17 protein-coding genes and 3 pseudogenes are annotated in these 23,799 nt (G+C 46.5%); all 20 read left to right on the plus strand.

All coding sequences use genetic code 11. The features are described from left to right. Nucleotides 1-410 precede the first annotated feature (410 nt). Nucleotides 411-1,544: a sensor histidine kinase gene (locus tag DP114_RS05660; protein ID WP_169265564.1), complete on the plus strand. Its 1,134-nt coding sequence runs from the start codon at nucleotides 411-413 to the stop codon at nucleotides 1,542-1,544. Beyond that, nucleotides 1,541-2,215 (plus strand): response regulator transcription factor, encoded by a 675-nt coding sequence (locus DP114_RS05665; protein WP_169265565.1) that lies wholly within the window; start codon nucleotides 1,541-1,543, stop codon nucleotides 2,213-2,215. Before DP114_RS05660 ends, DP114_RS05665 begins: the two co-directional genes overlap by 4 nt. A gap of 282 nt (nucleotides 2,216-2,497) precedes the next feature. After that, a pseudogene (locus DP114_RS05670) lies at nucleotides 2,498-3,588 on the plus strand (IS630 family transposase). 177 nt (nucleotides 3,589-3,765) lie between these two features. After that, on the plus strand, nucleotides 3,766-10,527 hold the full coding sequence (locus DP114_RS05675) for a PAS domain S-box protein (protein WP_171975668.1): 6,762 nt from the start codon (nucleotides 3,766-3,768) through the stop codon (nucleotides 10,525-10,527). A gap of 12 nt (nucleotides 10,528-10,539) precedes the next feature. Beyond that, the gene (locus tag DP114_RS05680) at nucleotides 10,540-11,169 is read left to right on the plus strand and encodes a response regulator (RefSeq protein WP_169265567.1); all 630 of its coding nucleotides are present in this window, start codon (nucleotides 10,540-10,542) and stop codon (nucleotides 11,167-11,169) included. Nucleotides 11,170-11,411: 242 nt separating this feature from the next. Continuing rightward, the gene (locus DP114_RS05685) at nucleotides 11,412-12,092 is read left to right on the plus strand and encodes an isochorismatase family protein (protein WP_216669970.1); all 681 of its coding nucleotides are present in this window, start codon (nucleotides 11,412-11,414) and stop codon (nucleotides 12,090-12,092) included. A gap of 218 nt (nucleotides 12,093-12,310) precedes the next feature. Next, nucleotides 12,311-12,391, plus strand: a pseudogene (locus DP114_RS36220) (DNA-binding response regulator); the annotation flags it as partial. 221 nt (nucleotides 12,392-12,612) lie between these two features. After that, the gene (locus DP114_RS05690) at nucleotides 12,613-13,170 is read left to right on the plus strand and encodes a DsbA family protein (RefSeq protein WP_169265568.1); all 558 of its coding nucleotides are present in this window, start codon (nucleotides 12,613-12,615) and stop codon (nucleotides 13,168-13,170) included. Nucleotides 13,171-13,373: 203 nt separating this feature from the next. Continuing rightward, the gene (locus tag DP114_RS05695) at nucleotides 13,374-13,556 is read left to right on the plus strand and encodes a hypothetical protein (RefSeq protein ID WP_171975669.1); all 183 of its coding nucleotides are present in this window, start codon (nucleotides 13,374-13,376) and stop codon (nucleotides 13,554-13,556) included. Continuing rightward, nucleotides 13,553-14,323: an SDR family oxidoreductase gene (locus DP114_RS05700; protein WP_171975670.1), complete on the plus strand. Its 771-nt coding sequence runs from the start codon at nucleotides 13,553-13,555 to the stop codon at nucleotides 14,321-14,323. Before DP114_RS05695 ends, DP114_RS05700 begins: the two co-directional genes overlap by 4 nt. A 108-nt stretch (nucleotides 14,324-14,431) precedes the next feature. Continuing rightward, on the plus strand, nucleotides 14,432-15,160 hold the full coding sequence (locus DP114_RS05705; RefSeq protein ID WP_171975671.1) for an alpha/beta hydrolase: 729 nt from the start codon (nucleotides 14,432-14,434) through the stop codon (nucleotides 15,158-15,160). A gap of 47 nt (nucleotides 15,161-15,207) precedes the next feature. Continuing rightward, nucleotides 15,208-15,576, plus strand: a pseudogene (locus tag DP114_RS05710) (SDR family NAD(P)-dependent oxidoreductase); the annotation flags it as partial. Between the two features lie 41 nt (nucleotides 15,577-15,617). Then, entirely contained in the window at nucleotides 15,618-16,586 is a 969-nt protein-coding gene (locus DP114_RS05715; RefSeq protein WP_171975672.1) for a zinc-dependent alcohol dehydrogenase family protein, read from the plus strand. Nucleotides 16,587-16,861: 275 nt separating this feature from the next. Beyond that, nucleotides 16,862-17,755 (plus strand): pirin family protein, encoded by an 894-nt coding sequence (locus DP114_RS05720; protein ID WP_171975673.1) that lies wholly within the window; start codon nucleotides 16,862-16,864, stop codon nucleotides 17,753-17,755. Continuing rightward, nucleotides 17,748-18,155, plus strand: coding sequence for a hypothetical protein (locus tag DP114_RS05725; protein ID WP_171975674.1), 408 nt, complete (start codon nucleotides 17,748-17,750; stop codon nucleotides 18,153-18,155). Before DP114_RS05720 ends, DP114_RS05725 begins: the two co-directional genes overlap by 8 nt. A gap of 55 nt (nucleotides 18,156-18,210) precedes the next feature. Beyond that, nucleotides 18,211-18,969, plus strand: a complete 759-nt coding sequence (locus tag DP114_RS05730; protein WP_171975675.1) for an SDR family oxidoreductase — start codon at nucleotides 18,211-18,213, stop codon at nucleotides 18,967-18,969. Between the two features lie 58 nt (nucleotides 18,970-19,027). After that, nucleotides 19,028-19,726 carry a hydrolase gene (locus DP114_RS05735; RefSeq protein ID WP_169265576.1) on the plus strand — a complete coding sequence of 233 codons (699 nt, stop codon included), beginning with the start codon at nucleotides 19,028-19,030 and terminating at the stop codon, nucleotides 19,724-19,726. A 162-nt stretch (nucleotides 19,727-19,888) separates the two neighbouring features. After that, complete coding sequence (gene ycaC / locus DP114_RS05740) at nucleotides 19,889-20,509, plus strand: isochorismate family cysteine hydrolase YcaC (protein ID WP_169265577.1); 621 nt, start codon at nucleotides 19,889-19,891, stop codon at nucleotides 20,507-20,509. A 26-nt stretch (nucleotides 20,510-20,535) separates the two neighbouring features. Then, complete coding sequence (locus tag DP114_RS05745; RefSeq protein WP_246163067.1) at nucleotides 20,536-21,273, plus strand: putative antibiotic biosynthesis monooxygenase; 738 nt, start codon at nucleotides 20,536-20,538, stop codon at nucleotides 21,271-21,273. 550 nt (nucleotides 21,274-21,823) lie between these two features. After that, complete coding sequence (locus DP114_RS05750; protein ID WP_246163068.1) at nucleotides 21,824-23,554, plus strand: amidohydrolase; 1,731 nt, start codon at nucleotides 21,824-21,826, stop codon at nucleotides 23,552-23,554. Nucleotides 23,555-23,799: the final 245 nt, after the last annotated feature.

Consider the following 23,799-nt stretch of genomic DNA (forward strand, 5'->3'; position numbering starts at 1 on the left):
CCAACCCAATCTAAAATCGCAAATCTAAAATTGACGGATTGAGGAATTCATTCCGTCCTAGAAGGCTTGCCCTGAGCTTGCCGTATGCGCAAAGCGCACGAATCGAGCGAACGCGTAGCGTCTGGTGAAGGAGACAGGGACGGGGCTTGTACCGACCAACCCCCAATCTAAAATCTAAAATTTAAAATCTAAAATCGTCCCGGTCATAAGAGCTTTATAGATAAAATATCAAGATTCTGACCAATTTCTAACCAAAAGCTTTAACTCTATTCAGGAAAAACTCATTTTTCTCAGGAACTTTTATTTTACAGTTAAATTATATATTAAAGAGTTTATTGTTTATTGTTTGAACGCATCACCATACATGTGATTACCTAAATTAATAAAATGCAGGAGCATGAGTCACTTTAATGAATTTTCTAGACCAGTTTAGGAGAAAATTAGCGAAAGTTCTTCGAGCAAGAATTGACCCCTCTTCGCTACAATTTCGCCTGAGTATTGGAATCATCGTTATCTTTACAGTAGGAATCAGTAGTTTTACTAGATGGATAAGTTGGGAAATAAAACAGTTTATCATTATGACTTATCAACAATATGGTATGTCTTATGATGACCCCAAGCTGTTGGCAATTATTAAAAATCTGGAAACTATGAGCGTTGTGTTGCTTGCCACCACTATAGTTTTCACCATTGTGTTTATTAGGCGATCGCTCTTGCCGTTACAACAGATGAATCAGTGGGCGGCTGCCCACGCTGCTGAACTGAGCTCGTATCACCCACGGTTAAATCAGACACCAAGCGAAGTGAAAGCAGTAGCTCAAACGTGGAATGAGTTGTTAACAAGGTTAATGGAGGTTAGAGAACAACAGCAACAGTTTACCAACGACTTGGCTCATGAGTTACGCACACCCCTCAGTATGGTTTATGCATATTTGCAGAGAACTCTGCAACGCAGTCAAAACTTATTAGATTCCCAGAAAGAGGCTCTAGAGATGGCTGTTTCTGACGCAGAACGAATGACTCGCATCGTGCAAGACTTAGTGGATTTGGCACGCGCAGGTAGCAGTGCTATGCCCTTGCAAGCTGAACCATTGATACTAAATGATTTGATTGCAGAAATAGCACAGATGAGAGAAAAATTTGACCATCGAGCAATCCAGCTTGAAGTCGTTCCGTTTCCGATGAAAGTCAAAGCGGAACGCAACCAGCTAATGCAGGCGTTAAACCATTTGATTGACAATGCTTTTCAATACTCGGATGTAGGTGAGCCAGTGACTTTACAACTGATTCAAGTTGATGGTTGGGCAGTGATTGAAGTAAGTGACAACGGCTGTGGTATTCCTTTAGCAGATCAATCTCGCATTTTTGAACCCTTTTATCGGGTAGATCCATCCCGTACCCGTTCGACTGGAGGAACAGGCTTGGGTTTATCTATAGTAAAACGCCTTGTGGAGCGCATGGGAGGCAAGGTTGGAATTCGCTCAGAACCTGGTTATGGCAGCACTTTTATTCTGAGATTACCTGCATTAGGAGCAAAAATATGACAGCGCATATCCTCCTGGTTGAAGATGAAATCAAACTGGCGCGATTTGTCGAATTGGAACTGAGTAGCGAAGGTTACAAAGTCAGTGTGGCGCATGATGGAATCACGGGTTTAACTCTGGCGCGAGAGGAATCACCAGACTTAGCGATTCTTGACTGGATGCTACCTGGGTTATCTGGGTTAGAAGTTTGCCGTCGCTTACGCACAACCGGGAACAAAATGCCAGTGATTTTGTTGACAGCAAAAGATGAAGTGAGCGATCGCGTGGCAGGTTTGGACGCAGGAGCTGATGATTATGTCGTCAAACCATTTAGCATTGAGGAGCTGCTGGCAAGAATCCGTGCCCATCTGCGTCGCACTCAAGAAACAGATGAGGATGTATTGCAGTTTGAAGATTTGAGCTTAAATCGCCGTACTCGTGAAGTATTTCGCAGCAAACGAGCGATTGAGCTAACGGCAAAAGAGTTTGATTTATTGGAGTATCTTCTTAGCCATCCCCGTCAGGTGTTTACTAGAGACCAAATTCTAGAGAAAGTTTGGGGTTATGACTTTATGGGTGATTCTAATATTATTGAAGTTTACATTCGTTATCTGCGTCTCAAACTGGAAGAAAATAATGAAAAACGCTTGATTCATACTCTGCGTGGTGTGGGGTATGCGTTAAGAGAGTAGTGATTGATTTCAATACTATTTATATCAAGCTCGCCTAATTAGTTACGATAAAACGACCTCACCCCCAGCCCCTCTCCGCGAGTTCACCAGAGGGGAGCGTTTGCGAGACTCAAATGCGGGGTGAGGTTCTTCGTTTTTTATAAGTGTTCATCCGAACTTGATATTATTTGTGAGGCAGTGCCAATTTTTTTGACTTATATGATGTCCGGCAAATGACCCATAATATAAATCAGAATGCTATGAAGTGCGATAGCTTCGCTGCTGCGCGGAGCGCAGATCGCAATGCCAAGACGAGTAACAATCGAGGCACATCTGAGCCTAGAAGAATTGGAAAGAGGTTATCGACAAGCCAAGGAGCCGGTAAAGCGGACACATTACCAGATAATTTGGTTGTTAGCCAAAGGTTCACGGACTGAAGAAGTGGTGGCAGTCACAGGCTATAGCCGGAGTTGGATTTACGAGTTGGTTTGGGGCTATAACCGGATCGGGCCAGAAACCTTAGGAGATCAACGCAGCTCAAATCAAGGAAGCAGTGAACCGCTTTTAGATGATGTACAGCAGGCATTGCAATCGAGCGCACTTGCATTGCCACTCCTCTGAGGGAGGACAGTGGAATGGTAGAAAAGTTGCAGATTGGTAGCTTGCGTTAATCGGTCGCCCCGTCAGTCGTCAAAGGGGGTGGGAGTATCTCAAGCAAATGGGCTTTCGCCTTCGAGTTCCCCGACCAGAACATACACACTCAAGCCCAGAGGAACAGGCGGAGTGGAAAAAAAAATTTGGCGACCAAAGTCGAACAAATCAGCCAACAACATCCACACTCCGACGTAGAAGTATGGGCAATGGACGAGCAAATGCCTTCGGCAACGCTTCGCGAACGAGTTGGCTTGAAACCAGTAATTCGACGTATTTGGGTTGATGAATGGACAGTACCAACCGCAAATATTAATTGGCGTTTTAAATGGTTGTGGCTTTACGGGTTTGTTCACCCACAATCTGGGCAAACATATTGGTGGATACTACCTTATCTCAACATCCAATTATTTAACAAAGTACTTGCAGATTTTGCTCAGCACTTTGACATTGCGACTCGTAAGCAGGTTGTCTTGGTTGTAGATCGAGCTGGGTGGCATACTAGCGACCAAGTAGAACTACCACAAGGTATACATTTAGAATTTTTGCCTTCCCACTCCCCAGAATTACAACCCGCACAACGTTTATGGACACTTACAAATCAACCAATCGCCAATCGAGATTTTGAAAATCTTGATCAGGTTGAGGAGGCGTTAATCAAACGTTGTCGCCAAATCATTAACCAACCTGATTTTGTTCGTGGTTTAACCAATTTTTCTTGGTGGTCTGAACTGGGTGCTTAATTATCGGTAATTTGCCGGACATCATATTAGCTCTTTTACCACAAGATCTCAAATTATTACTCTGCAACTGCTTCAGACCTCCTCTTCGGCAAATTTGCGATCAGAGATTATTTTTTGGAGTTTGGTAAACGATATACTTTGTGATATGGCTGACGACACTCATCCCAAGAGAATCCAATGATTGCCTTACCTGGAGTTACCATCCATAGCAAAATCTATGAAAGTTCGGTTTCTCTAGTGTATCGGGGCATAAGAGAACGGGAGAATTGTGCAGTCATCGCTAAAGTTCTGAAGCAGGATTATCCTTCTTCTGGGGAATTAACTCGTTATCGGCAGGAATATGAAATTACCCGTTCCCTCAACATCGAAGGCGTAGTTAAGGCATACAGCCAGCAAGACTACCAGCGCACGCTGGTTATTCTCCTGGAGGACTTTGGTGGAGAGTCTTTAGAATACTGGATGCGGCAGCAATCAGACTTCTGTCCCATGCCCTTGTCGATTTTTTTGGATGTGGCGATCGCCATTACCCATACTCTGGGCAGAATCCATGCGGCTCATGTCATCCATAAAGATATTAACCCTGGTAACATTGTCTTTAATCTGAACACTGGCGTTGTTAAAATCATTGATTTTGGGATTGCTACTCGCTTGGGCCGCACTAATCCCACGTTCAAAAGTCTCCATCTTCTGGAAGGAACCCCCGCCTATTTGTCGCCAGAGCAAACCGGGCGGATGAACCGGATGCTCGACTATCGCACCGATTTCTACTCGCTGGGCGTAACCTTCTACGAACTGTTGACGGGACAATTGCCGTTTCCCACCAAAGATCTTCTAGAGCTAGTCCACTGTCACATTGCCAGACCACCGATTCCCCCGCACGAATTAAACGCGACGATTCCCCAACCCGTTTCAGACCTGATTTTGAAACTGATGGCGAAAAATGCGGAGGATCGCTATCAAAGTGCCTGGGGCATCAAAACGGATCTAGAACGCTGCGCTCAACAACTGGCAGAAATGGGTCAGATTAACGCCATGTCGTTGGGACTACAAGATGTTTCCGAACAGTTTTGCATTCCTCAAAAACTGTATGGACGAGAAGCGGAGATTGAAGCATTATTGGCGGCGTTTGACAGAGTGGCTGGAAAAGAGACATTCGGCGAAATTTGTCAACTAGAGTCAGGCATAGAAAATGCTCAACTCAATGTCGAACTCATGCTCGTTGCTGGTTACGCTGGCGTTGGCAAAACAGCATTGGTGCAGGAACTCTACAAACCCATCACGGCAAAGCACGGCTATTTCATATCAGGTAAATTTGACCAATTTGGGCGCAATGTTCCTTATAGCGCGATCGCCCATGCCCTGCAAAAATTGGTGCAGCAACTACTGGGTGAACCTGACGAGCAGTTGCAACAGTGGCAAGAGCGCCTGCTCACCGCTTTGGGAAGCAATGGACAAATCATCATTGATGTCATAAGAGAAGTTGAGTTAATCATTGGCAAGCAGCCGCCCGTACCAGAAGTTGGAGCAACCCAAGCACAGAATCGCTTCAATCTAACTTTTCAAAGGTTTATGCGGGCGTTTTGTGCAAAAGAGCATCCCCTGGTCATCTTCTTAGATGATCTACAGTGGATCGATTCTGCGACGCTGAAGTTAATCGAACTCATCTTACTTGACGAGCAAACCCAATATCTGTTTTTGATCGGAGCTTATCGAGATAATGAAGTGTCTCCAACGCATCCATTGGTTTTGACGCTAGAGAACCTGCGAAACCAGGGAGCAATTCTTCAGGAAATCATTCTGACCCCCTTAACATTAAAATCGTTGAGTCAACTGTTAGCTGAGACATTACATCACAATCCTGAAACGGTTCATTCCCTAGCCCAAACTGTGTCACGTAAAACCGAGGGCAACCCGTTCTTTGTCGGTGAATTTTTGAAAATGCTGTATGGCGAAAATCTGTTGACCTTTGATGCACAACAGTTGAGCTGGCAATGGAACTTGGCTGAGATTGAAGTTCAAGATATCACTGATAATGTAGTGGAGTTGCTGTTGCGTCAGTTGCAGAAATTGCCGGAAGCAACACAGCAAGTTCTCTCCATCGCCGCTTGTGTTGGGTCTGAGTTTGATTTAGAAACATTGGCGATCGTTTGCGAAAAATCACCGAAAGCAATTTTTCAGGATTTACTAGCAGCAATACAAACTGGATTAATTCAACCCTTGTCTGACTTAGACGAAGACTTATTAGTGCAAGAGTATAAGTTTTCGCACGATCGCGTCCAGCAAGCCGCTTATGCCTTGATTGATGAGTCGTGCAAACAAGTGGTTCATCTCCAAATCGGTCGCAATTTACTCGAAAAAACTTTACCAGAGCAACGATCCGATCGACTGTTTGCAATTGTAGATCATCTCGATCAGGGAGTTGAGCTAGTCACTGCTCAATCAGAACGAACTGAAATTGCTAGATTGAATTTAATGGCAGGTCAGAAAGCAAAGGCAGCAACGGCTTATGAAGCAGCTTTTAAGTATTTCACTACAGGGCTTCAACTCCTCAAGAAACAGAGTTGGCAGAGTGAGTATGACCTCACCTTAGCGCTGTACTCAGAAGCAGCAGAAGCGGCGTATCTCCAGGGTCGCTTTGATGAGATGGAACAGTTGGTAGAAGTGGTACTCGATCGTGCCAAAACAGTGGTTGACAAAGTGCAGGCTTACGATAGCAGAATTCAAGGATATTTGTCACAGGGCAACCTGAAAGAAGCACTAAAAACTGGATTGGAAGCGTTAAAGCTCTTGGGAATAGATTTAATAGAAAATCCAAGTCAGGCAGATATTCAAAGGGAATTGGAGTCAACGGCTGCACTACTCGCTGAACGAGAAATCGAAGACTTGATTAATTTACCAGAGATGACTGCACCAGAACCCCTGGCAGCTATGTCAATCCTAGCGAATATGGGGTCTGCTGCATTTATAATGTTACCAGCACTGTGGATACTGATTACTTTCAAAACGGTAAATTTATCAATCAACTACGGGAATGCTATCTGGTCATCACTGTATTATGCTTGCTACGGGTTTGTTTTATGTGGAGTTGTTCAAGACATTGAACTCGGTTATGAGTTAGGCAAATTGGCTCTGGGTTTGGCAGAACGATTGAATACCAGAGGAAATGCTAAAACATTAATGTTTTCGAGTGTCCATATCATGCACTGGAAGGTGCATCTTAAGAACACAATACCCATGCTGGCTGATGCTTATCAGAATGGAGTGGAAACTGGAGACTTTGAAATAGCTGGTTATGCTGCATATTACGTGTGCCATAACTCGTTTTTTGCTGGAGAGGAACTTACCCAACTGAAACAAAAAACAGCAACTTACAGCAAAGCGATCGACCAAATCAGACGGGAAAGCCCCTCGAATTGGCTTGCAATATTGTGGCAGACCATTCTTAATTTGCTAGATAGGTCTCTTAATCCCAGCCGCTTAGTTGGTAGGCTATGTAATGAAGAGCAGGCGTTACCACACGCTATTGCAGTTAAAGATGGAACTGCAATTCAAATGCTGTATCTGCACAAAGTTATACTGTGTTATCTATTTGAAGAATATCATCAAGCTGTACAGACTGCCATTTTAGCAAGGCAATATTTTGAAGAGGTGACAGCAATAACGGTTTTACCTGTATTCTGTTTCTACCATTCTCTGGCGCTTTTGAGCCTATCGCTTGATACTTCGAGCGCTGAAAAAGCAGCTTGGCTGAGTTGTGTTAGTACCAACCAAGAAAAGATGCAAAAATGGGCAGAACACGCCCCAATGAATTATCTACATAAATTTCATCTAGTCGAGGCAGAGAAAGCGCGAGTCTTAGGGCAATTTCTTGAGGCTGAAGAGTTTTATGAACGAGCGATCGCAGGTGCTGCTGAAAATGAGTTTATCCAAGAAGAAGCATTGGCTTATGAATTAGCGGCTAAACATTATCTAGCGCGAGGTCGAGAAAAAATTGCTCAAACCTACATGAAAGAGGCGCACTATTGGTACGATCGCTGGGGTGCAAAAGCTAAAGTTAAAGACTTAGAAAAACGCTATCCGCAACTACTCAATTCCAACCCAATTCGGCAATCGAATTCAATCTTGATCGAGGGAACAATCAGTCATTCGACTGCGGTGATCGATTTGGCTGCGGTGATGAAAGCGGCTCAAGCCCTCTCAGAAATCATCCATCTCGATCAATTGATTGCCACGTTGATGCAGGTGGTGATAGAAAATGCCGGAGCCGAAACTGGCGCTCTGATTCTCCTGGAAGACGATCAGCTCACTGTCGTGGCTCAGTGCAGTGGGAGTAGACAGTGCAACCTGGAAAAGACCACTGTTGCTGGCTGTGCAACAATTCCTGTTTCCGTCATTCAATCGGTAGAACGCACTCAAGAAACTCTAGTGTTTGATGATGCAGTCAGCGAAGCGTCTGTTTCAACTAATTCTTATATTCAACGCCAACAGACGCGATCGCTCCTTTGTATGCCAATTCTCAAGCAAAGTCAACTGATTGGCATCCTTTATTTAGAGAACAATCTCAGCACTGGAGTGTTTACCAGCGATCGCTTGCAAGTTCTCAAACTGTTGATTGCTCAGGCAGCGATTTCACTAGAAAATGCTCGGTTGTATGAACGGTTAGCAGATTATTCCGAAACACTGGAAAGGAAAGTAGAAGCGCGAACTCAAGCCTTACAGCAGGAGATCGCTGAACGTCAACAAACCGAAGCCGCATTGAGACAAAGTGAAGCGAATTATCGCAACTTGCTACAAACCGCGAATTCAGTCATCATTCGCTATGATCCACAAGGACGGATTCGATACATCAACGATTATGGGGTGAAATTCTTGGGCTATGAAGAACATCAGATTTTAGGGCGAACCTTATTTGAAACAATCATTCCAGACATCGAAACCTCTGGACGCGATGTCAAACCATTTGTTCACGATTTACTTCGCAATCCTCAATCGTACCCGCAAGGCGAGGGTGAAAACCTGTGTCGAGACGGTCGGCGAGTTTGGGTTTCCTGGTCTAATCAAGCCATCTTCAATGAACAGGGAGATGTAGTTGAAATCTTATCGGTTGGTAATGACACCACCCAGCGCAAACAAGCAGAAGAGGCATTACAACGCAGTGAAGCCAAGTTCCGAACTATCTTTGAAAACTCGCAGGTCGGCATCTTCCGAACCCGCCTCTCGGATGGATTACTTCTCGATGCCAATCAACGCCATGCCAATCTGTTTGGCTTTGATTCACCAGAGGAGAGCATTGGGCTTGAACACGCCACAGACTACTATGTAAATCCCAGCGATCGCCAACAATTCCTTGAGTTGCTGAAGCGTGATAGGGAAGTGCGAAGCTATGAAGCACAGATGCGAAAACGAGATGGGACAGTGTTTTGGGTACTTTTCTCTTCTTATCTGAATGCAACCGATGGATACATCGAAGGCGTGATTGCGGATATCAGCGATCGCAAACGAGCAGAAGAGGCACTGCGTGAAAGTGAGCAACTTTTGGATGTATCTTTCTCTCATTCCCTTGACGGATTTTTCATCATGATGCTGGATCAACCCGTGCAGTGGGATAGCAGCGTTGATAAGGATCAGGTTTTGGATTATGTCTTTGCCCACCAGAGGGTTACAAAAGCCAACGATGCCATACTCGCTCAGTATGGGATTAGCCAGGAGCAGTTTATTGGTTTTACTCCCAACGACCTGTATGCCCACGATCTAGCCTATGGCAAACGGGTGTGGCGGGAATTTCTTGATGCTGGGAAGCTATGTATCGAAACGGATGAACGCAGATCGGATGGAACGGCAATCTGGATTGAGGGAAATTATATCTGCCTGTATGACAGTCAAGGCAGAATCATCGGACAATTCGGGGTACAGCGGGACATCAGCGTTCGCAAGCGCATCGAAGACGATCGCAAGCAAGCAGAAGAAGCCCTACAAGCCTCAGAGTCAAAGCTACGGACTCTAATTGAGGCAATTCCCGATCCATTATTTGTACTGACTGCTGAAGGGCGATTCCTTGAAATAATCGTACTGGAACCAAATCTGCTATGGCAACCCATTGAGGAGATGATTGGTAAAACCATGCATCAACTCGGAAAGGAACAAGCCGATGAATTTCTAAGTTATATTCAGCAGGTGCTGAGAACCCAACAAATCCTCACAGTCGAGTACAGTACGTTTATAAATGGACGAGAAGCCTGGTTTTCGGCTCGCATTGCACCAATCGACCACGATCAGGTGATTTGGCTAACGCGAGATATTACGCCGCTCAAGCAAGCAGAAGCCGCCTCAATTTTGGAAGAACGTAACCGCATGGCACGCGAAATTCATGACACACTCGCTCAGGCGTTTACAGGCATTCTGGCTCAGGTAGGAGCTGCAAACCAGGTGCTAACGGATGATTTAGAAGCAACTCAGGCACATCTAGACCTGATCAAAGAATTGGCGCGAACTGGACTGACTGAAGCGCGGCGATCGGTAGTAGCGCTCCGTCCTCAGCTTTTGGAGGAGGGCAGTTTACAGAGCGCTCTACATCGTCTCGTCGCTCAACTCAGAACTGCCGCAATGGATACTACTTTATATTATGAGATCGAGGGTGCAGTGTATTCTCTACCCACTGAAGTCGAAAGTAACCTACTGCGGATTGGGCAGGAAGCATTAACTAATGCTATCAGACACGCCAATGCTGACGAGATTCGAGTGGAGCTAGTATATGATCGTAATCGGTTTTGCTTGCGCGTGAAAGACAATGGGCAGGGCTTTGGAGTTGGGAGTGTTCCATCCTCTAATGGTTTTGGCTTATTAGGCATGAGCGAACGGGCAGAGCGCATCGGCGCACAACTGACGATTAGGAGTCAACCTGGGCAAGGAACAGAGATTATTGTCACCGTCAACCCTTGAGTGAGCATCACGATGAGCCAAACCACGACAATTCGGGTTTTGATTGCAGACGATCATTCCATTTTTCGGCAAGGATTAGCCACGATTATTAACCGTGACCCAGATATGAAGGTGATTGCCCAAGCCGAAAATGGGGAACAGGCGATCGCCGCCTTTCGGGAACACCAACCGGATGTAACGCTGATGGATCTGCGAATGCCTGAAGTTGAAGGAGTTGCCGCCATCGGTGCAATTCGTGCTACCGCTAAATCTGCTCGGATTATTGTACTGACAACATATGATAGTGACGAAGATATTTATCGGGGATTGCAGGCAGGAGCAAAAGGATACCTGTTGAAAGAAACTGAACCTGACGAACTTCTAAATGCCATTCGTACCGTTCATCGGGGTCGGCAGTATATTCCGCCCGATGTGGGAGCAAAGTTGGTACAGCGCCTCAGCAATCCAGAACTGAGTGAAAGAGAACTGGCGGTACTCCGCTCACTGGCACAGGGGATGAGCAATGCCGAGATTGCTGATGCTTTGAGTATTGGTGAAGGCACGGTTAAATCCCATGTCAATCGAATTTTGAATAAATTAGATGTGAGCGATCGCACCCAGGCTGTGATTGTTGCCGTTAAACGCGGCATTGTCAGTTTGTAGGGTGTACTTTCGATCGAGTTCGGATTCTAACTTAAGTTATAACCAGCCTTCTACTCTACGATGGAATGGTTACTCTATCAATTTGTACTGTAAAAAATTTAACTCGCTATAGACGACGGCTTGAAGGCGATCTCCTATACTGAACTTATTCTGAAAGAAGCTGAGTACTAGAACTGGACACGCCCCAGATAGCTAGGAAAAAATGACATTGACTGAATTTAAATGAAAAAGGAGACAAACCCGTGAGCAACACCATCGACACAATGATCGATCCCAACGACGCCGTACTGCTGCTGATTGATCATCAGAGCGGACTCTTCCAACTTGTGCGTGACATCGAACTCCCAGTCCTCCGCTCCAATGTTACGGCGCTCGCCAAGATCTCGCGACTCGCCAAGATTCCGACCTTCACGACTGCTTCGGTGCCCGATGGTCCCAATGGTCCCCTGATTCCCGAAATCCACCAGCACAATCCTGAGGCGGTTTACATTCCGCGCACAGGCCAGATTAACGCCTGGGATAACCCGGCTTGGGTAGACGCGATCGAGAAGACTGGGCGAAAGACTCTTCTCATCGCTGGAACTCTCACCAGCGTCTGCATGGCGTTTCCGACGCTGAGCGCACTGGCCGCCGGCTACAAGGTCTTCACGATCATTGACGCTTCCGGCAACTGGAGCCAGATGGCGACCGACCTCACTCTGGCCCGGGTCGTCCAAGCAGGAGCGATGCCCATCGACACTTTCGCAGTAATCAGCGAACTCATGAACACGTGGAACCGTCCAGACGCAATGGAGTTTGCCGCTGTTGCGTTTGACCACATCATACCGCCTTACCGCGCCCTGATGGAGAGCTATGACAAAGCTCAATCTGTGCAACGAGATGGACGAGAGACCAAGCTCGATCGGCAAATGGCACCTGTGTAAAAGCACCTAATTGCAACGCGCACGCACAAAATAAAAAAAGTGAAGGCGAGGAGTTGGTTATCAGTTCCTCGCCCCGCATTCCCGATAAGAGTGTCCGTAACGCCCCAACAAGCAGGCTAATCGGGTCGAGGCAGGTGTTTCTCCTGCCCACACCCCACCCATCGTGCGGGTTGCAATGGGCGGTTCATGAAGACGTGCAAACAACCTTGATCAACTAACGGATTTTGGATAAGTTGGATGTGAGCGAACGCACCCAAGCTGTGATTGTTGCCGTTAAACGCGGCATTGTCAGTCTGTAGGGTGTACTTTCGATCAAATTTGGATTCTAACTTAAGTTAGAACCAGCTTTCTACTCCACGATGGTGTGGTTGTTCTATCAATTTGTACGGTAAAAATTTTAACTCGTTATAGACGACGGCTTGAAGGCGATCGCCTATATTGAATTTATGCAAACAGTTATGCAGGCAATGAATTGAGCAAGTTAATTGCAAGGTTCCATGCTTGATGCAGATGTAGAAAGATGAACGACGATCGCAGCCACAGTTCCTTACTTGTCTTGCCTTCAACCCAAGATTGGATGGAAGGTGTGCTGAGTGCCAAGGTAGTACTGGTGATGTATGGAGACTATCAATGCCCTAGAAGTGCAGACGTTTACAAGCTGATTAAAGTGATTAAACGGGAGCTTAGTGCTTCTTTAGGAGAGGATTATTTATGCTTTATCTTCCGCCATTTTCCGCAAACACAAATTCATCCTCATGCTCAACGGGCAGCCCAAGCTGCCGAAGCCGCCGCTGCCCAAGGACAGTTTTGGTTAATGAATGATACTTTATTTACCCATCAACAAAAGTTGGAGAATGGTTATCTTGTCGAGTACGCCAATGATTTAGGGCTTGACATTCCTCAATTTCTCAAAGAATTGTCTAAGCAAGTGCATGTCGATCATATCAACGAAGATATTGAAGGCGGAATGCAGAGTGGAGTGACGACTGCCCCAGCCCTGTTTATCAATGGAATTCGGTATACCGAGCGCTGGAACACGACGGTCTTAATGGCTGCCATGATTGCTGCAAGTCGTTAAGTTCCCCGATCTCTGCTCCCAATTCATATCTGACTTGTCTGTAAGTGCTGTAAGTTATCTAATTTTGATGGCTAGGATTTTGCCTGTTTCACTGAACAAAATTGCCACTTTTTGAATCATGACAACAGTTACCATGCCAACAACTGAATTCCTAGGTATTGATTTAGTCAATTACAAATCAGTGTTTCATTGAGGATAGTTCTATGACGCATTCACTAGTACAAGGCAAGAATAATCCTGGGCATGAAGGTACACCTCAGACTGATTCTCTTCAGGACTCCTCAGTTAATCTTGCCCTGATTGCGATCGCGCAAGAAGTCACTGAGTTGCTGAGACAAGCTTACCCGATACAAACTGATGAAATTAAAACAGGAGAAACAGAATGATACTGCAAGATAAAGTGGCATTAGTTACAGGCGGCACATCAGGAATCGGTAGAGCAACAGCGATCGCTTATGCCCAACAACAAGCAAAGGTAGTGGTAGTTGGTCGTCGAATTGATGAAGGTGAAGAAACAGTTCGATTAATTCAGGAAGCTGGCGGAGAGGCTATTTTTGTGCAATCAGATGTCACGAAAGAAGCCGATGTTAAAGCAATGGTTGATAAAGCGGTTGACGTTTTTGGTCGGCTGGATATTGCCTTTAATAATGCAGGAACGGCCGACGAAAATCCTTCATTGATTGAGCAAACAGAAGCGGAATACGATCGCACGATGAACGTTAATGTCAAAGGCGTTTGGTTGTCAATGAAGCATGAGATCGCTCAGATGTTGAAACAGGGAAGTGGTTCGTTCGCCTCTGGCGGCACTATGTGCATCGTCAATACGGCATCTGCGGTTGGAGTCGTTGCACTTCCTAGTATCCCCCTCTACACCGCGAGTAAACATGCAGTAGTAGGCTTAACAAAAGCCGCTGCGCTCCAATATGCCAAAGCAGGTATTCGCATCAATGTCGTTGCACCAGGGTCTATCGCAACAGATATGTTTGAATCCGCTCAGGATGAAGCCAAAGCTTACTTGGCAGGACTTCACCCGATCGGACGAGTTGGAACACCGCTTGAAGTTGCAAATGCAGTCCTGTTTTTATCATCTGATATGGCATCGTTCGTAACAGGTGAAACGTTGATGGTAGATGGTGGGTATGTAGCGCAGTAGTCGATCAGCGGTGCGAAACGTTGCGACCAAGTAGCGATCGACACAGTTAGTTTGAGTTTGTGCTGAAGGTCAATATTAGAACGCTGAATCACTTTAAGGAGCAATTCTATGTCAACTTTTGTCTTGGTTCACGGCGCATGGCACGAGGGTTCTGCTTGGAACAAAGTGATCAAACAGCTAGAAGCGAAAGGGCATCAAGCGTTTGCTCCGACGATCGCAGGTCATGGCAAAGGCGTGAATAAGAACGTTAACCATGCTCAATGTACACAGTCGATCGTTGATTATATTGTTAGCAAAGACCTAACGGATATTGTCTTACTAGGACATAGTTTTGGCGGAACAATTATTGCGAAAGTTGCTGAAGCGGTTAGCGATCGTATTAAACGGCTGATCTTCTTCAATGCATTTGTCCTCAATGATGGCGATCGCCTCACAGATAACATCCCACCCGACTCTCAAGCGTTATTCGACAAGCTAGCGAGAGAATCGGACGATAATACGATGATGCTGCCTTCTGAGGTTTGGCGAGAAGCGTTTATCAACGATGCCGACCTCGACCTGGCTCGATCAAGTTACGCACAATTATCCCCTGAACCGTATCAACCGTTCCTTGACAAGTTGGACTTGAAGCAGTTTTACTCGCTGCCCATTGCCAAAAGTTACCTCTACTGTACAGAAGATAATGTCCTCCCTCAAGGCGAACAGTGGGGTTGGCATCCCAGGATGTCTAACCGCTTGGGGCTATTTCGGCTTGTACAAATGCTCGGTAGTCACGAGGTAATGTTTTCTAACCCGATCGGTTTAGCAGAAAAGATTATTGTGGCAGGGCGCGAATAGCAGCAGAATTTGCAATTGTGTTTATTGATTGAAACAGGAGAAACAGGATGATACTGCAAGATAAAGTGGCTTTAGTGACTGGCGGAACATCAGGAATCGGTAGAACAACGGCGATCGCTTATGCCCAACAACAAGCAAAGGTGGTGGTGGTGGGTCGTCGAATGGATGAAGGTGAAGAAACGGTTCGATTGATTCAGGAAGCTGGCGGAGAGGCTATCTTTGTGCAAGCAGATGTCACGAAAGAAGCCGATGTTGAGGCAATGATTGATAAGACGGTTAACGTTTTAGGTCGGTTAGATATTGCCTTTAACAATGCAGGAACGGTTGGCGAAAATCCCTCATTGATTGAGCAAACAGAAGCTGAATATGATCGCACTATGAATGTCAATATCAAAGGCGTTTGGTTGTCGATGAAATCCCGTCACTGTTTATTCTAAATCAAGGAGAGTTGGCACAGATGGAATCTATGAAAGCAGCCGTATTAACTGCGTTTGGTGATGCTGACAAGTTTGAGATTCAAACTGTTCCCATACCAACACTGAAGGCGAATCAGGTGTTAGTCAGAGTTTGTGCAACCTCGATTAACCCGGTCGATTACCAAACTCGTCGTGGTGATTACAAGGAACTGGTTCGATTACCCGCCATCCTTGGAGTCGATGTTTCAGGGGTGATTGAGGCAATTGGCGAAGCTGTGACTGATTTCAAGGTAGGAGACAACGTATATTACTCGCCGCAAGTTTTTGGAGAATTCGGTAGCTACGCTCAGTATCATGTGGCTGATGCAGCAATTGTTGCATTGAAGCCTGCAAATCTATCGCACGTTGAGGCAGCTTCTTTGCCGCTTGCAGGCGGAACTGCTTGGGATTGTCTAGTGACCAGGGGCAATCTACAAGTTGGTGAAACAGTTCTCATCCATGCGGGTGCGGGTGGAGTTGGTTCGATCGCAGTTCAACTCGCCAAAGCGACAGGGGCATACGTCTTTGCGACCTGTAGTTCTAGAAACCGAGATTTCGTGACACAGCTGGGCGCAGATCGAGTGATTGATTACAAAAATGAAGATTACGTAGAAGTCATTCATCAAGCAACAAATGGACTGGGTGTGGATTTAGTTCTAGATACGATCGGCGGAGAAACAATTCAGCGTAGTCTAGGAATCATTCGTCCCTTCGGTAGGCTTATCAGCATTGTAGACATTGCAATACCGCAATCGCTTCTTGAAGCATGGGGTAAGAATCTGACGATTCATTTTGTTCTTTCACCCCAGTACCGAGCAAAATTAGAGGCTTTGACAAAACTAATCGAGCGTCATCAGCTTCGCCCAGTAATTGATTCAGTATTGCCCTGGGATCAGGTTGTTCTGGCACATCAGCGTCTAGAGCAGGGAGGAACACTGGGCAAAATCGTGCTGCAATTTATGGAAAATTAGATTGGCTTTGCGGCACTGGTAATTGCTAAACGGATCGGAGTTTGATTGTGTGCTGAAGGTCAATATTGATTGAAACAGGAGAAAACCGACCTAATCCTTGGAGCATTCTCACAATCTTGCACAGACACATCAGCCAGTAGGGTGTATTAGCGACAGCATAATGCACCGAACACAAGACCTGCTGCATTTTTCACTTGTGAGAAAACTCTGTGATTCATCAGTTGAATCAGGCTCAAATGATATCTATATCTGTCTAGTTCTGAAGAGGTAATTCTATGACTGTCCCCACTCAAACATCTCGAACCGTTGCCGGAGTAATCAACAGCGTTGAAACACTCGAAGGGGGCGGATTTCTTGTCCGTCGCCCCTTTCCCAAAAGTAGCTTCTCTGAATTTGACCCGTTTCTCCTCCTCGACGAGTTGGGGCCGATTCATCTAAAGCCGGGTCAGGCAAAAGGCGCACCCGATCATCCGCACCGGGGCTTTGAAATCGTCAGCTATGTCTTGGATGGATGGTTAGAACACAAAGATTCTGCGGGGCACGCTGGGCTACTCAATCCGGGTGATGTCCAGTGGATGACAGCAGGTGCTGGGGTCGTGCATTCCGAGATGCCAGAGTCAATGTTTACCCAAACAGGTGGACGGCTCCACGGCATTCAACTCTGGATCAATCTGCCACAACGAGACAAAATGATGCCGCCCCGCTATCAGGAAATTCCAACGGCTCAGATTCCGGTCGCTCAAACCGAAGATAGGTCTGTGACGGTGCGGGTAATTGCGGGAGAAGCGTTAGGGGCAGAAGCCGTCATTCAGACGCGCACGCCGATAATTTACCTCCACTTCACACTGCAACCAGGGGCAACGATGATCCAGCCTGTACCGAAAGAGTACAATGCCTTTGTCTATGTACTGGAGGGGTCTGGGTTGTTTGGGACAGAGCCAGCGCCTGGTGATGATGGGCAGATGGTGCTCTTTTCTCAAGATGGAGAAGATGTGGTGATCTCCAACCCTGCTGATGCTCAGCGTCCTCTAGATCTTCTGCTGATTGCAGGTGTACCGCTTAACGAACCAGTCGTGCGCTACGGTCCGTTTGTCATGAACACTGAAGCTGAAATTACCCAGGCGATCAACGACTACCAAGAAGGAAGGATGGGACGGATTTATGCTTAACACACTTCAATCTACTCAACATCAACGCTTGAGTGAGTTACGAATCAAACTACTGCGTTTGCACAAGCTTTTACTAGAGACTGAGCGTCTTACCTATCAGCAAGTTCGAGGGCAAGTTTCTAGAGGTGAATTGCTACAACTGGTGATTCGTCATGAGCAGTTTGCCTGGTTGCATCGACTCTCAGCATTGATTATCCAAATCGATGAGTTGCTTCATACTGATGAACCTGTTACGCAAGAGGTAATTGAAGCGATCGACCGTGACATTCGTACACTGCTCAGCCCCGATGAATTGGGCGATGAGTTTGCCATGAAGTATAACACGGCGTTGCAACGCCACCCCGATGTCGTGTTAGCTCATGCAGATGTCATGATGTTGCTGACTTCTGACAGTATTTAACCTTTGATAGACAAGTGGGAGAAGCAATTTTTCTATCAACCAAGGAGAAGGTTTTATGAAAGACAAAGTGGCTGTGGTTACAGGTTCTAGCCGTGGTATTGGTCGAGCTATTGCCAAACGCCTTGCGAAGGAGGGTGCATTAGTCGCGATCAATTACGCTAGAGATGCTGAAGCAGCGGCAACCACCGTTGCTGAGATTCAAGCCGATGGTGGTTCTGCCTTCGCAGTGCAAGGAGATGTTGGCTTGGTCGCCGAGATTCAAAAGTTTTACGACAAGCTCGACGTTGAACTGACTCAACGGACTGGAACTAACCAGTTTGATATTCTCGTCAACAATGCCGGAATTGGAATCTTCACGACGGTTGAGGGAACAACTGAAAAAGAGTTTGATCGACTCTTTGCCGTCAATGTCAAAGGCACTTTCTTTATCACTCAGATGACTCTGCCCCGGCTCCGTGATGGTGGCAGAATCATTAATCTTTCTTCGGGAGCCTCACGCCGTCCTCTCTCAGACATCGCAGTTTACGGGATGACGAAAGCGGCGATCGATAACTTCACTCTAGTGTTGGCAGGTGAGCTAGGTAAGCGGGGTATTACTGTGAACTCGATCGCTCCTGGCTACACAGATACCGATGCTAATGCCAAAATTTTGCAAGATCCAACGGTGAGAGAAACGATTTCATCTATGACTGTGCTTGGACGAATCGGAAAGGTTAAAGACATTGCCAGTGTTGCAGCCTTTCTCGCCCTAGAGGATGGAGGTTGGGTTACAGGTCAGTACATTGAAGCAAGCGGCGGTTTCGGACTGAAGTGACCCCTGAACGCGTACAGGGTATGTCTGTAAAGCAAACATTGAATGGAGACTTATAGCGATGTCTAAAAATCCAAAAATCGGCCTAGAAGGACTGCTTCGTCCAGAAGATAGCATCCTGGTACTGATTGACCACCAGCCTTATCAGTTCACCAACTTGAACAGCCATGAACCTACGATGATCATTAACAATGTTATTGGTCTTGCCAAATCGGCAAAGGTGTTTAACGTACCCACAATCCTGACCACAGTAATTGAAGAAAGAGGGGGTTATATCATTAAGGGACTACAGGATGTTTTTCCTGATCAAAAACCGATCAACCGCACTTTCATCAATACCTGGGAAGATCCAAACGTTACAGATGTAGTGAAGAAAAGTGGCCGCAAGCAACTTATACTTGCTGCGCTTTACACCGAGATCTGTCTGGCAATGCCAGCAATCCAGGCGCTTGGTGAGGGTTATGAAGTATTCATCGTTACCGATGCTTCGGGCGGTGTTACTGCGGAAGCTCATGACATGGCTGTTCGCCGTATGGTTCAAGCTGGTGCAGTTCCAATCAATTGGATGGCTGTACTTGCTGAATGGCAACGTGACTGGGCACGCACAGAAACAACTGAGGGTGTATCAGATATTGTTCTTGAGCATGGCGGTGCTAGTGCGGTGGCCCTTGCATGGGAACTTCAGCTCCTTGCAACAACCCCTCCAGCGGACGGCAAACCTGTCCAGGTCAGCAATTCCTCCATCTTCACGGGTCGATAGTAAAATCCCATTGCCACTAGAGGATTAGCGAGGGAAATCCTCTCTAAACACAGTCTTCGTCCCCGCTATGACAAAGAGCAGGTTAGGGACAGATACTCTCTTATCCCTGATTCCATCCTGCAACAAATTCATTCACTAATACTCAATTAGGAGATATACTTCATGTCTACGTTCAAGTACAACCGTCTGGATAAAGATAATGCTGCGGCTCTACTGGTCGATCACCAGACTGGACTGTTCTCACTCGTGCGTGATTTTGGTGCCGCCGACTTCAAAAATAATGTGCTAGCGCTGGCAAGTACAGTCAAGTTTTTTGGTCTTCCGACGATTTTGACGACCAGTTTTGAGCAAGGTCCGAATGGTCCTATCATGCCCGAACTGAAAGAGAAGTTTCCTGATGCTCCATATATTCCTCGCCCCGGACAAATCAACGCCTGGGACAATGAAGATTTCGTTAAGGCGGTAGCTCAGACGGGTCGAAAACAATTGATCATCGCTGGGATCGTCACGGATGTTTGTGTCGCGTTTTGTGCTCTGTCAGCGATCGAAGCCGGTTATGACGTTTTTGTCGTCACTGATGCGTCTGGCACATTTGATGAAACTTGCCGCTACGCCGCTTGGGAGCGTATGTCTCGTGCTGGAATTCAATTAGTAAACTGGTTCAGCGTTGCGTGTGAGCTGCATCGTGACTGGCGTAATGATGTCACAGGTTTAGGTAATCTGTTGGCAGGTTACATTCCTGATTACAAAAATCTGATGACCAGTTATGCCGTGAAGCAGTAGAAATCTACCGGGTTGCAGATGAGAGGTTGTTTATTCTGTCACAGGGAGGCACCTATCCTGAGGGCAGCCCTGCCCCTGCTTATGATCTGCAAATGCCCTATCTACGGCTGATTGTTAGGTTTATGGGCATTACCAATATTGAGTTTGTGTACACCGCCGCAACATTACGAAAGGTCGCATTTATGTTGGAAGAGCCTCTTGAAATCGGTACGGATGAAGAAAGTCAGCAGGTTACAGCCATTATCTCTCATGTTGTCCGACCAGGGCGTGAGCAGGGGTATGAGGAGTGGTTACGTGGAATTATTGCCGCCGCCAAGAAGTTTAAGGGACATAGGGGTGTAAGTATCATTCAACCTTGCGATCACGCCCATCCTGAATATGTAGCAATTCTCAGGTTTGATCGGTACACCAACCTCAAACAGTGGCTGGAGTCTGATGTGCGGCGAGAATGGATTGAACGATTGCGACCGCTGATTGAAAAACCGGAAGAAGTGCAAACTCTCACTGGATTAGAAACCTGGTTCACCCTGCCCAACAAGCCCCTCAAGGCTCCCCCACCTCGTTACAAAATGGCACTAGTGACATGGCTGGGCGTGTTTATCACTCTTGCGATTCTCAGTCGTCTACTAGCACCATTTCTGTCCAAGTTACCTGTATTGCTCAATCAATTGATCACAACTGGACTCGTCGTAGCCTTTCTCACTTATTTGATCATGCCGCGTTTGACGCAGTTGTTTCGCCAATGGCTGTATCCGGCTTCCTAAGTTTAAGCGCTGCATCCATTCTTTCTTGATATCAACACCTTCGTCAAGTGGAGGAATTATGAGTAGTCACCCTCAAGCAAGCCGCAGACCAACCGTGATAGGTTAAGGTTATGGTAATTTTGTCAATAAGTAAAAAAACTTAAAAATACTACCAAAAACGTGGTAGGAAACATAATTTTTGTGGGAACAATGGCGTAACCAAATGACTCATGATTCACTTTGATGCTGAAAAGTCAGTACTAAGCTTAGTTTAATACTTTGTTTTTCACTCACTTTTCAGCATAATTCCTAATTGACAAAATGAATATTGTCTTAACCTCTCACGAATGGCCGCAGACGTTTTTTACAACTGGCTACTGCGGTTGGGGCTTCCTCGTACCTTTTAGGAGTAAATCGCATGAACGCTAACACACTTGCCAGTAACGACACCAACGCCGATGTCATTCTCTTCAACGGTCGAATTGCCACACAGGACGAGCGCCGCTCCTTTGCTTCCGCTACCGCGATTAAAGACGGGCGCTTTGTCGCGGTCGGAACCGACAAAGCGGTGATGTCTCACAAGGGAGCTAATACCAGAGTAATTGATCTGAGTCGTCGCACCGTTATTCCTGGTCTCAATGATTCTCATATCCACCTAATTCGCGGTGGCCTCAATTACAACCTGGAATTGCGGTGGGATGGCGTACCATCTCTAGCAGACGGCTTACGGATGCTGAGAGAACAGGTTGACCGAACGCCTCCAAATCAATGGGTAAGGGTTGTCGGTGGCTGGACTGAGTTTCAGTTTGCCGAACGACGGCTGCCAACGCTGGATGAAATTAATCGAATTGCACCCAACACGCCTGTATTTATTCTGCACCTGTATGATCGGGCTCTTCTAAACCGTGCGGCACTCCGAGCAGTTGGGTACACCAAAGACACTCCGAACCCATTGGGAGGTGAGATCCAACGCGACAGCTACGGGAACCCAACCGGACTGTTAATTGCCAGACCGAATGCCATGATCCTGTATTCCACCTTGGCGAAAGGTCCGAAACTGCCCTACGACCATCAACTGAATTCCACACGCCACTTCATGCGAGAACTGAATCGCCTCGGCATTACTAGCGTGATTGATGCTGGAGGTGGGTATCAAAATTATCCTGACGACTATCAAGTGATTGAGGACCTCCACAAACGGGGTGAGCTCACAGTTCGTATTGGCTATAACCTGTTCACGCAACGCCCCAAACAGGAACTAGAGGATTTCTCAGGCTGGGCGAAAATTGTTAAGCCGGGTCAGGGTGATGACTTCTATCGCATGAATGGCGCAGGTGAAATGTTAGTCTTCTCAGCGGCAGATTTTGAAGACTTCCTAGAACCCCGTCCAGATCTAGCTGACTCTTTAGAAACGGAATTGAGGAATGTTGTGACGCTGCTCGCACAGAATCGCTGGCCATTCCGTCTGCATGCCACTTATGACGAGTCCATCACGCGCTTCTTGAATGTATTTGAGCAAGTCAATCGGGAAATCCCCTTCAATGGACTGCATTGGTTCTTTGACCATGCTGAAACGATTTCTGAACGCAATCTTGAACGAGTCAAAGCATTAGGCGGTGGCATTGCTATTCAACATCGCATGGCATTTCAAGGTGAGTATTTTGTTGATCACTATGGTGAAACTGCTGCTGAACAGACACCTCCGATCGCCCGCATGCTAGAAATGGACATCCCAGTGGGAGCTGGAACCGATGCGACGCGAGTGGCTTCCTATAATCCGTTTGTTGCCCTTTACTGGCTCGTTAGCGGTAAGACCGTCGGTGGGACAGCACTTTACCCAGAGCAGAATCGCCTGATTCGAATGGAGGCACTGCGGCTTTACACGGTGGGCAGTAGTTGGTTCTCATCTGAGGAAGGGCAAAAAGGGGCAATCTCCCCCGGTCAACTGGCAGATTTAGCAGTGCTGTCCGACGATTTCTTCTCGATTCCAGAACAACGGATTAAGAGTTTGGAATCAGTTCTGACGGTTGTAGGTGGCAAGATTGTGTACGCAAGTGACGAGTTCCGTGATTTGGATCCGCCGCTGTTGCCCGTGCTGCCTGAGTGGTCGCCCGTTGCAACCTATGGCGGATATTACTCAACGCCTGCTGTTCCCACTGCTGCAAAAGCCATTCACCTCTGTACTGCCCTATGTAACCACATCCATAAAGTGACCTGTCGCACAGCATCCTCTACGCTCAACACCGCTGGCTCTTTGTCTAGCTTCTGGGGTGGTATGGGCTGTGACTGCTTTGCTTTTTAAAAGCAGGAATGATGAAGGGTGAGATTTTCATTTTGGAAAGTTGCACATCAGGTTACTTATGGAATGATCTCCTATCAATAGTCCTGTGCTGCGGAGCTTGTCGCCACAACCCTCTAACTCCCATTTGAATGTTGCACTCACCCATGTTGCACAAGAGGTTAGTGAGCTACTTCAGCAATTTCATCTTGCAGTAAAAAGGGACATCAATTCAGTTGAGACGATTTCGATTCGAGCAATTGAGCCAG

The organism is Brasilonema sennae CENA114 (assembly GCF_006968745.1).
Lineage (GTDB): Bacteria > Cyanobacteriota > Cyanobacteriia > Cyanobacteriales > Nostocaceae > Brasilonema > Brasilonema sennae.